At 39.9% G+C, this 11390-nt stretch carries 11 protein-coding genes; 10 read left to right on the top strand and 1 reads right to left on the bottom strand.

Annotated elements, in window-relative coordinates; translation table 11 throughout:
• Positions 1-52: 52 nt before the first annotated feature.
• The 4 genes from V7K35_RS00450 (at position 53) to V7K35_RS00435 (ending at position 1603) form a co-directional block, all read left to right on the top strand.
• A complete protein-coding gene (locus V7K35_RS00450; RefSeq protein WP_298910263.1) occupies positions 53-265 on the top strand; it encodes a DNA-binding domain-containing protein in 213 nt (70 codons plus the stop codon).
• 28 nt (positions 266-293) lie between these two features.
• A complete protein-coding gene (locus V7K35_RS00445; RefSeq protein ID WP_335075468.1) occupies positions 294-710 on the top strand; it encodes a Pepco domain-containing protein in 417 nt (138 codons plus the stop codon).
• Positions 711-831: 121 nt separating this feature from the next.
• A complete protein-coding gene (locus V7K35_RS00440) occupies positions 832-975 on the top strand; it encodes a hypothetical protein (protein WP_335075466.1) in 144 nt (47 codons plus the stop codon).
• A 331-nt stretch (positions 976-1306) separates the two neighbouring features.
• Entirely contained in the window at positions 1307-1603 is a 297-nt protein-coding gene (locus tag V7K35_RS00435) for a hypothetical protein (RefSeq protein ID WP_334797403.1), read from the top strand.
• Between the two features lie 130 nt (positions 1604-1733).
• On the opposite strand, the gene V7K35_RS00430 is transcribed toward V7K35_RS00435, so the two are convergent.
• On the bottom strand, positions 1734-1991 hold the full coding sequence (locus V7K35_RS00430; protein WP_335075464.1) for an HAD family hydrolase: 258 nt from the start codon (positions 1989-1991) through the stop codon (positions 1734-1736).
• 655 nt (positions 1992-2646) lie between these two features.
• Between V7K35_RS00430 and V7K35_RS00425 the strand changes: the two genes are divergently transcribed.
• The 6 genes from V7K35_RS00425 to V7K35_RS00400 all read left to right on the top strand — a co-directional run bounded on the left by V7K35_RS00425 (position 2647) and on the right by V7K35_RS00400 (position 11213).
• Positions 2647-3714, top strand: coding sequence for a response regulator (locus tag V7K35_RS00425; RefSeq protein ID WP_335075462.1), 1068 nt, complete (start codon positions 2647-2649; stop codon positions 3712-3714).
• A 31-nt stretch (positions 3715-3745) separates the two neighbouring features.
• Entirely contained in the window at positions 3746-4111 is a 366-nt protein-coding gene (locus V7K35_RS00420; RefSeq protein ID WP_335075460.1) for a four helix bundle protein, read from the top strand.
• A gap of 34 nt (positions 4112-4145) precedes the next feature.
• The gene (locus V7K35_RS00415; protein WP_335075458.1) at positions 4146-4523 is read left to right on the top strand and encodes a response regulator transcription factor; all 378 of its coding nucleotides are present in this window, start codon (positions 4146-4148) and stop codon (positions 4521-4523) included.
• Positions 4524-4527: 4 nt separating this feature from the next.
• A complete protein-coding gene (locus V7K35_RS00410; protein WP_334797399.1) occupies positions 4528-5025 on the top strand; it encodes a chemotaxis protein CheW in 498 nt (165 codons plus the stop codon).
• A gap of 61 nt (positions 5026-5086) precedes the next feature.
• On the top strand, positions 5087-7915 hold the full coding sequence (locus V7K35_RS00405; protein ID WP_335075456.1) for a methyl-accepting chemotaxis protein: 2829 nt from the start codon (positions 5087-5089) through the stop codon (positions 7913-7915).
• Between the two features lie 262 nt (positions 7916-8177).
• Complete coding sequence (locus V7K35_RS00400) at positions 8178-11213, top strand: hybrid sensor histidine kinase/response regulator (protein WP_335075454.1); 3036 nt, start codon at positions 8178-8180, stop codon at positions 11211-11213.
• Positions 11214-11390: the final 177 nt, after the last annotated feature.

Raw genomic sequence — 11390 nt, 5'->3', positions numbered from 1 at the left:
AATGCACTGTCATGCAGTTCGATAGTCTAGAACTAAAAAATAATTGCCTGCCATGACCAAACCTCAAATTGTCGTCAGAATTCCCCCGTATCTTCTAGAAAAGCTTAACAACTACGCTCAACAGACTGGCACATCTAAAACTGAGGTAGTAGTTGGCGCTTTGGCGCACTATTTAGGATGTGTTGAAAATTTACCATTAAACCAAAGAGTTGCCGAACTGGAAGCCAGAACGGCGGTGCTAGAAGCTTTGGTAAAAGCTAGTTAAATCAAGAATAATTTCAATAAGAAAATTTATGTCAGCAGAAAATTCCACCCCAAAAGCCATCTGGGTTATTACCGAAGAAACGGCTGAAACATCAAGTACCACCAATGAAACATTCAGAAATATTGGAGCAAGAAGCAGTGGAGATAGAGGAGGACGACTCGGAGTTGAAACCACTGAAGAAATAGTAGTTAGTCGAAAAAAAGACGAAATAGTAATTACTAGACACAAAGTAGAGGTAACTAAACTCAAGCAAGAAATGAAGGGGTTTCTGGAAGCAATGCGGGAAATGCTTGATGAAGCTGATCAACCCGATTCTAAAATGCAGCTTAATGAGGTGGAACTCTCAGTAGAAGTCAATGGCGAAGGACAAATCAGTTTGTTCGGGATTGGTGGTGGTAAAGCTGGGGGAAAAGGAGCGATGACTTTTAAATTCAAGCGGAAATAATTGGTGCTTGAATCTGGGTAGGAATTGGGCGATTGTTGTTGGGATTAATTACTATGAGAATCTGCGTAGGCGTAGCCCGCCGCAGGCATCGCTAAACTTTGCCAGGCGAGATGCTTCTGTAATGGCAACTTGGTTTCAACAAGAAGCCAAGTTTAATCAAGTTTTCCTCTTCACCGATGATTCTCCCATAATTGCAGCCAATCCACCAATTCGCAATCAGGAGAAAGGTATCGAGACAAAAGTGAAGGATCGCAACACGCAGTAGCGAATTCTATTCACCTAATACTTTTCTTGAGTTTTACTAGGCATACTAGTACCGCAAGGCGGAAGTCAAAAGTCAAAAGTCAAAAGTCAAAAGTATTACTGAATGCGCTTTTTAGGGTTTTTAAATGATTGCTCCATTTTCGCCGTGTTGTACTAAGGTATAACCCATGTCATCACAGGTTTCGACCGTTATCTGATTTCAAAAATCAAATATAAATCCTATTAGTGACAAAAGTAACTACTTCAACATGACTTTGTATACAGGCATGTACCTGATTATTCCCATTATATTGAGAATATACAAATCAAGTAATGCAAGGGAGATTAAATATATGAACCGCTTTAAATCTATTCTTCTTGGAGGCTTATTAACAGCTGCTTCAATTGCTACTTTTTCTCAAAATGCTAATGCTGCTGAATTTAAATCTGAGCATGATCATTTGAATCGTAATACTGTAGCTTTTAATAATAGTAAACTCCAACACGAACGTCAAGTCCGTGAACAACACGCTCGTGAATTACGTGAGCGTCAAGCTCGTGAACAACGCGCTCGTCAATTGCGTGAACGTCAAGCTCGTGAACGACACGCTCGTGAATTGCGTGAACGTCAAGCAAGACTTCATTACTAAGAAAATAAATTTTAACTCACTCATATTACGTTAGGAGAGTAGCAATACTCTCCTTTTTTATTTATATAAACCTGCTCAAATTAATGCCCGAATTCAGCTAAATCTCAGGTTATTAGTTTTTCAATTAGTTCTATAACACCATCCCCCCGACTATAGTCACAAAATCCACACGCTCTTTGAGCGTTGGCAAAGCATTAGCAACTGCTACTGAACAACCACAAAAATTGAGGAAATCATGGTCATTTTCTGCATCGCCAATGCCGACTACATTTTCAGGTGATAACTGCATCTCATCCAAGGCGGCGGCTAACCCTGTGGCTTTGTTAATTCCTGACGGTAGAACCATCACCGCCCCTTTATTTAATATGACTTGTAATTCTAATCCCATCTGACGGATAGTTTCTAAAACTATGGTTTCTTAGGGATGCCAAGTGGCAACAATTACACGCCCAACTGACAGGGGCTTGACTTGGCGATCGCGCAAGTTTTTCGGACAAATAGAACAATTCACCTGGAGACGCCGATTAATTTCACGCCTTTTTCTAGTATTGTCATTAGCTCTTCTGAATTATGTTTTATTTTTGTTAAAAAAATCAGTATTATTGCTATGGTCAAATTGAAATTACTCGATACAAAGTGGCTTCATCTAGCCCTTAGCTAGTTAATGACTAGATTTTACTTAAGTGTAAATACAGGAGTTCAAATGTATTACCGTCAATAAAATCGGTATTATTCCTGTGGTCAGATAGGGGTTACTCAATGGAAAGTGGCTTCATATACTCTTGACATTTTTATGTCTTATTCTTCAAAGATGTCTGTAAATCTCGGTAACAGGAAGTAAATTAATCATAATTTACGAATTTACTGAGATTTGATCATTTGAAAATAACGCTGTTGTCGTTGAGTTTCACCACAATCCCTAAATATAAACTAAATGTATTTTAAAATACAGGTGTTTTATCCTTTTTACTTGATTGCAATTGTGGAATAACTCTGCACAAATTTAGCTTACACCTATCGAATTTAGCTGAAGTAAAAGTAAAATGAGCACAACTCCTATAGGTAGCTACAGATTATTCCAGAAACTACATCCGCTATCTCTGTTGGCACAATTAACTAGTCGGCGTGCTACAGGCTGCTTAAATATATTTACTGAAATAGTTTCTTGGTCAATCTATCTAGAGGAGGGGAAACTTACTTATGCCTCCTATTCAGATAAACTATTTGAGCGCCTTGACAGTCACTTGCGACGCTTGAGCCAGCAAATTCCTGCTCTCAACAGCGCTACTCGCGTGCAGATGCGGCTGATGTTTGAGACGAAGAATGAACATCAATCAATACCAAATGCGGATTACCAAGCTATTTGTTGGTTAGTAAATCAGGACTATATCACCTCTGTGCAAGCAGCAAGGCTGATAGACGAATTGGCAAAAGAAGTACTGGAATCATTTCTATGCTTAAAAGAAGGTAGTTATGAATTCAGTCCTGAAAGCTCTTTGGATGAACTACCAAAGTTCTGTTCCCTGGATTTGCGGTTACTTGTTGAACACTGTCAAAAGCAGTTACGAAATCGGCAAAATATCCAGTCATCAATTCCGGCTGGTAGAGGTTCCCAAGTTTTGTCTACAATACAACCGTCTCAATTTCAGCCACAACTGCAAATAAAACTTGGGCAAAAATTGCCGATTCAAATCAATTTTGATATTCCTGAGAATAATAAAACTACTCAGCCAACTGTTAGCAAAAAACTATATACAATTGCCTGTATTGATGATAGCCAAACAGTTTTGAATTCCATCAAACACTTTTTGGATGAAAACACCTTTTCAGTTGTGATGATCAATGATCCGGTAAAAGCTTTAATGCAAATTCTCCGAAGTAAGCCCGATCTGATTTTGCTAGATGTTGAAATGCCAAGTTTAGATGGCTACGAGCTATGTTCTTTATTACGGAAACATTCGGCTTTTAAAAATACACCGATAATTATGGTGACTGGTAGAACAGGATTTATCGACAGGGCAAAGGCTAAGTTAGTCAGATCATCAGGATATTTGACTAAGCCTTTTACACAATCAGAATTGCTAAAAATGGTTTTTAAGCATCTTGGTTAATTTAGGATTCATAATTCCGGAGTCAGAAGAAATGAGACAACTAGCAAAAACATTTCAAGACTTGATAGTTTGGCAAAAAGCACATCAATTTATTTTATTAGTATATCCATTTACTGCTCACTTTCCTAAATCAGAAATATATGGGCTTACCTCTCAATTTAGAAGGGCAGCAATTTCTATACCAGCAAATATAGCAGATGGATTTAAGAAAAAAGGATTAGCAGATAAAGGACGTTTTTTAAACATTGCACAAGGTTCTTTGGAAGAATGTCGTTATTATCTAATTCTTTCAAATGACTTGGAATATGGTGATGCTTCGGGATTAATATTTAAACTTGAGGAAGTTAGTAAGTTACTAACAAGCTATGCTAATTCAATTCTGAATTCTGACTCCTGAATTTTTATCCTATTTCTTTTTAGGAGATTTAATAGTGAGCCTGACTTTACTTGGCACAATTCTGATTGTAGAAGATTCCCCCAGCGAATTGGAATTGATGAGCCATTATCTTAAAGAGAGTGGTTACAACGTCATTAAAGCTTCTGGTGCAAAAGAAGCTTTAGAAAAAGCTGTGTTAGAAAAACCAGATGCGATCGTTACTGATGTAGTAATGCCCGAAATGAGTGGATTTGAATTGTGTCGTTCTCTAAGAAGAAATCCGATTACTGTAAAAGTGCCGATTGTAATTTGTAGTTCTAAAAATCAAGAAATTGACCGTTTGTGGGCAATGAAACAAGGTGCAGATGCCTATATAACTAAACCATACACCCGCGAACATCTCCTGCGTACTATTAAATCAGTGGTAATTTGAATCAATGACTAGTACAAACATTACACTTCCTTCAAAACCAATCCTAAATAATTTAGCAGATGGTTATCTAAAGTTTCAGCTAAATCAACAGACTACTGCTGTTTTATCAATGAAACATACGCAAGAAGCAATCATTGTGCCTATTGAATCTATCACCTCAATGCCTAATATGCCCCCCTGCATATTAGGGTTAATGAATTGGCGGAGTCGGATAATTTGGGTAGTTGATTTACCAAGAATGCTCAATTTAGAATCTCTAGATTATCGACTGCGACAGTACAATGCGCTCATTATTCGGGTGGAATCATTGGTGTTAGGCTTAGTTGTCCAAGAAATAAAAGGTACAACTAAGTTCGCAGTTGATGCTATTCATTCTCCTATAGGACAAGTGGCATCCAGTTTAGTTCCTTATTTATGTGGGTGCGTTGTGCAACAAGAAGAAATATTACTGGTATTAGATGCACAGGCGATTGTGCAGTCTTCTATTCTCCAGAGTGATTAGGGTGTACTACTAAAAAAGGATTTTTAGTGTTCTTATTCACGTATTTAGGAGAACTACTTTTATGTTTAATAAAACCAACACGAATCAAGGTAGTGGCGCTCAAAATCGAGCATCGCTGATTTCATCCCAAAAAATCACTGGTAGTGTAGTAAAGCTACCAAGTAAGCTTACTACTGAAAGGACTAATAATTCTTCCCTAAATCAGGCTATTGCCTCTTTTACAAGGTTAGGATTGATTAAGAAAGCGACTATTTTGGCGATCGCAATCGGTACAATACCAGTATTGGGCATAGGCGCGATCGCTTTTAGCTTTGCCAACAAGTCGATTACTAAGCAAATTACTCAATCTCAACAAGCCGAAGCCACTGGTTTAAGTGATAAACTTAACCGTTTTATGTTGGGACGCTACGGTGATATTCAGGTAATATCAAGTTTGCCTTTTTTAACTAATTCTCCAGCTAGTGCCGATATCACCACTCGAGAAAAACAAGCAGTCTTAGATCGTGTTGTCGAAGCCTACAAAGCTTATGACAGTATTGCTGTCTTTGATCGCCAAGGTAACTTGATTGTGCAATCCACAGGCGAACCCCTGGAAAACCAAAAAGACCGTACTTATTTTCAAGACGCTTTACAAAAAGATACTCCTATAATCAGCAAACCTGAAGCAGCAAAAAATACAGGTAAAGTAAGTATTTATATAGCTGTACCTGTGAAAGAGACAAGGACGGGCCAAACTATTGGCGTGGTACAAGCACGTATGCCCGTAAAATCTTTAGAGGAAGTCATCAAAAACTATGCAGCCAATGGACAACAATACCATTTGCTCGATGCTTCGGGAACAGTTTTCTTGAGTCCACAACAAGAATTATTGGGGAAACAGGCAAAGGGAGAGTATTCTAATTTAGCTAAACTCCTTGCAGCCAAAAAAGTAGATAGTTTTATAGAAGTTCCCAAAACTCACAAAAAACAAGAACTAGTCAGCTACGTACCAGCCAGTAAGTTAAACGGCTTGCCAGATTTAAACTGGCAAGTACTTTTATCCACAGATACAGCAATTTTATTTGAGCCGCAAAGACAATTGTTGTGGATTATAGCTATTGGTACAGCACTGACAGCATTGATTGTGGCTGCGATCGCATCTCAGTTAGCTAAACTTACTACACAGCCAATTATCAATGCGACTGCGGCATTAGCAAAGCTTGGGCAAGGTAAATTCAACACCCGTCTGGAAATTGAAAGAGAAGACGAATTAGGGGTATTGAGTGCAAATATCAACCAGATGGCCGAACAATTGCAGGTCTTAGTTAAGGAACAAGAACTGGATGTTGAAGGCGTAAAATTATTAGCAGATATTACCCAACAAATTCGGAGAACTCTCAAGACCGAAGATATTTATCACGCAGCAGTAAAAGAAGTTCAGCGATCGCTAAAAACAGACCGAGTAATCATTTATAGTTTGAATCCAGATACTTGGGATGGCGTCGTCATTGCTGAATCGGTAACTGGTAATTGGCCGGAAATGATCCGAGTCCAAATCGATGACCCCTATTTTCGGGAACGTTATCTAGAAACTTCTCATGATCGCCGGGTGCAAGCAGTTGCTAACATTCATCAAGACCAAAGCTTGAAAAATGCCAATGGATACACTCAACTGTTGGAAGAATTTGCTGTCAAAGGTCATTTGATTGTACCGATTCTAGCCCAAGAGCAACTTCTCGGCTTATTAATTGCTCATCATTGCGAAACTCCTCGTATTTGGCAACAGCCGGAAATTGACTTGTTTCAACAGATAGCAACTCAAATTGGCTATGCCTTAGAACAAGCCAAGTTGTTAGAGGAGATAGAACAAGCTAGGAATGTTGTAGTAATCAGTTCTGACGATGAACGGCATCAAAAAGAAACACTGCAACAGCAACTTTTAGAACTGCTCAACGACGTAGAAAGTGCAGCCAGAGGCGACTTGACAGTGCGTGCAGACGTGACCTCTGGGGAAATAGGCACTGTTGCCGACTTTTTCAACTCCATTGTGGAAAGCCTCCGGGATATTGTTACCCAAGTTCAACAGGCTGCTATCTACGTGAATAGTGCTATTGGCTCTAACGAAGGAGCCATCCGCCACTTAGCAGAGGAAGCACTCACCCAAGCTGCCGAAATAAACCGCACTCTCGATGCTGTTGACAAAATGACCCAATCCATGAAAGCCGTAGCCGAAAGCGCCGAAAAAGCTGCTTTCATTGCCAACCACGCCGCCCACACCGCCACTCAGAGTGGACACGCAATGGATTTGACAGTACAAAATATTCTCTCTTTGCGGGAAACTGTGGGTGAAACTGCTAAAAAAGTGAAACGCCTTGGAGAATCTTCTCAACAAATTTCTCGCGTGGTGTCCTTGATTAACCAAATTGCCATCCAAACCAACTTGCTTGCCATCAACGCTGGTATTGAAGCAGCGCGTGCAGGTGAAGAAGGTCAAGGTTTTGCCGTAGTTGCTGAAGAAGTCGGGGAATTAGCAGTTAGGAGTGCCGCAGCAACCCAAGAAATTGAACAAATTGTTGAAAATATCCAACGAGAAACCAGTGAAGTGGTGCAGGCAATGGAAATAGGAACCACCCAAGTGGTAGAAGGGACTCGAATTGTGGAGTCAGCTAAACAAAGTCTGAGTCAAATTTTGGATGTATCGCATCAAATTGACTCCTTAGTGCAGTCAATTTCCACTGCAACTGCATCTCAGGTAGAAACATCGCAAAGTGTCACCCAATTGATGAAAGATATTGCGGCTGTATCACAACGCACCAGCGATTCTTCTCGCCAAGTTTCCGAATCTCTGCAACAAACTGTGGAGATTTCCCAGCAATTGCAAGAGACTGTCGAGACTTTCAAAGTTAGTTAGCGGTCATTTGTCAGTTGTTTAGTTTTCACTACTTACTACTGACAAATGGTCGAATTTTAGATTTTAAATTTTGAATTTTGGAATTGTTGGCGGAGCCTCTCATAGAGAAGATTCAAAATATAAAAATGTCTGGAGCAAGCGAATTTCAACAGGAGAATAATTCTATTATCCAAAATCTAAAATTAAATAGCAAGCCTGTGAATTTAGGTATGGATCAATCTACAATCTAAAATCCAAAATTGTTTGACTATTAACAAAAACTATGCTGCAAGACAAAGAATTAGAAATCCAGATGCAGTTTCTGGAAGAAGCAACTGATTACTTAAATATCCTGGAAGGAGTATTACTGGAAATTGATACTACTAACCGGATCGATTTGGATAAAATCAATGCTGCACTCCGGGCTGCTCATTCTATCAAAGGTGGCGCCGGGATGATGGGATTTAAATCGCTAAGTGATTTGTCTCACCGTCTAGAAGATTCCTTTAAAGTTTTAAAAACTAAAAAAAATTCTCTAGAAATTGATACTCAGTTACAAAGTTTATTGCTATCTGGAGTTGACTGGCTGCGTCAGATTGTAGAATTGCTTGCAGAAGGAAATGTTGTCGAAGATCAGTGGTTAGCAACCTTTTGTTACCCAATTTTTGATCAGTTGCACGATCGCTTGGGTGACCCTACCCCTGAGGATGCCTCAACCATGCTATCCCCAGAAGATGGGCAAGACATTATCCCCTTGCTATTTGGCACAGAAGTAGAAGAGTGTTTGCAGCACCTAGAATCTATATTGGCAGATAGTGAACAGCCTGGTTTGCATGAAGAAGTTGTGATCATGGCAACTGAATTGGGCGGTTTAGGGGAAATGCTCCAGTTGGCTGCTTTTACCAAGCTTTGTGAGTCAATAACGCAGCAATTAGAAATTGTTAGCAGTTCGCGCATTCCAGAAATTGCCCAGTTAGCATTGCAAGCATGGCGGCGATCGCAAGCTTTGATCCTGACAAATCAATTAGATAACTTACCTACAGAAATTGACTTGGGTAGTTATACGCAATCACAGCCACTATTACAAGCAGAAGTAATACCACAGGTTATTGACACAAATACAGAAGTAGTATCAACATCTGTTTGGCAACCAGAAAACACTAGAGAAAATTGGATTAATCATGAAGCGTTGGCGCAGCCCGCCGCAGGTATTGCTGCCAATTTTACATTTTTGGATGCAGAATTTGCTGATGACGTTAATGCTGTCAATGTCACAGAGCAAAATACAATATTTGTTAGAGAACATAATCCTCAAGATACCAGATTTGGCGAAGGCAAAGGAGAGCCAAATGGTGTTGGGAAAGAGCGGGATATTCATGAAAATAGTGTCCGAGTTCCCAGCAAACAACTAGAGCAAATTAATGATTTATTTAGTGAACTGATTGTTCAGCGGAATGGGTTAAACTCGCAATTAGAAAGATTACGCAAACTCGTTCGTAACCTGAAGCAGCGAGTCCAAGTTCTCGACCAAGAAAACCAGGAGTTACGTACAGCCTACGACAAAATTTCTCCTGAAGCTGCCATGTCTCTTGGGGTGCAACCGCAAGCTGAAAATGGCCACCAAATACAAGGCACAGACAGAGAATTTGATTCCTTAGAAATGGATCGCTATAACGATTTCAACCTGCGATCGCAGGAAGTTATGGAAACCATTGTTCAGGTACAGGAAGTCACAACTGATGTGCAACTCAGTGTAGATGATACAGACCAAATTGCTCGGAAATTAAACAAAACATCAAAACAGTTACAAACAAAGCTAAATCACATCCGAATGCGGCCGCTGTCCGATTTAATCGAACGTTTTCCCAGAGCCTTGCGCGATTTAAATGTAGAGTATGGGAAAAATGTCCAGTTAAAAATTGAAGGTGGCAATACTTTAATTGAACGCAGCATTTTAGAAGCATTAAATGAACCTTTAATGCACCTGTTAAGGAACGCCTTCGATCATGGTATCGAAGACTCTAGCACCCGCCGCCTTTTGGGTAAACCAGAACAAGGATTGATTGAAATTACAGCTACTCACCGCAGTAATCGTACCCTGATTACTATCCGTGATGATGGTTGGGGCATTTCTTTAGAGAAAATTCGCATCCGCGCCCTAGCTATGGGATTGGATGCTTCTCTCCTCGCTAATGCTAGTGATGAAGAACTGTTATCACTAATATTTGAACCAGGTTTTACCACCTCCGAGCAAGTCACAGCATTATCTGGCCGCGGTGTCGGTATGGATGTAGTTCGCAACAACCTCAAACTAATTCGGGGAGATGTCAAAGTTGATACGGAACCAGGAGTTGGTACTACCTTCACCCTATCAGTACCATTTACACTTTCTGTAGCGCGAGTTCTGCTGGTAGAAATCAACAAAATGCTATTGGCATTTCCCACAGATGTTATTTCAGAAATATCCTTACTCCAAGACGAGCGAGTTTTCCAAATGGCAGGTAGCGAAGTCCTAAATTGGCAAGGAACTATGCTACCACTGATTCGCTTGACTTCTTATTTAGAGTTTAATTGCCTGCGCTACGATATCTCAGAATTAGAGACTCCGGCAGCGATTAATGCTAATAGTGTGTTAGTAGTCAAAGGGAATAATCAGCCAGTAGCAATCCAAATAGACCGTTGCTGGGGTGAACAGGAAGTTGCTATTCGTCAAGTCGAGGGAAATATACCTTTACCTGAAGGCTTCAGCAATTGTACGATTCTCGGTGATGGTCGAGTAGTGCCACTAGTTAATGTCAATGAGTTGCTATATTGGATTGCTACGAATCGACGGACTTCCAAAGAAACTCAATTACCATCAGCAAGATTAAAAACACCGTTCCTGATATTTGATGAAGAAAAAATATCAGCAGCGTCTATTAAGCAGAAAGGCACAATTTTAATCGTAGATGACTCAATTAATGTTCGCCGCTTTTTAGCCCTGACCCTTGAAAAAGGAGGGTATCAAGTAGAACAAGCTAAAGATGGTCAAGATGCCTTAGATAAACTCCATAGTGGATTAAGAGTTGAGGCAGTAATTTGTGATATTGAAATGCCTCGCCTAGATGGTTATGGCTTTTTAGGTAAGGTAAATTCAGACGTTGATACAAAAGATATTCCAGTTGCGATGCTGACTTCTCGTAGTAGCAATAAACATCGGCAATTAGCTATGCAATTGGGGGCGCGGGCTTACTTTTCTAAACCTTATAACGAGCAAGAATTACTCCAAACGCTGGAGGAAATAATTCGTAATGTCGCAGAAAAGGCAGCTTCTAATTGATAATTGATAATTCATAATTAGGTTTTAGATATTTTCATAGGGTGCGTTAGCCTTTGGCTAACGTACCGCTTGTTTTAACTTATAATGCCTTGGCGACTAGAAGTCGTACGCCAGGTGCTTCAAGTCGGGCATTGCCCGCCCAACGCGTTTAGTAAATTTGAAAGATGAATGTCAAAA

The organism is Nostoc sp. (assembly GCF_036917275.1).
Taxonomy (GTDB): domain Bacteria; phylum Cyanobacteriota; class Cyanobacteriia; order Cyanobacteriales; family Nostocaceae; genus Nostoc.
Note: the sequence above shows the minus strand (reverse complement) of the source record. Positions and strands in the feature narration are given on the sequence as shown.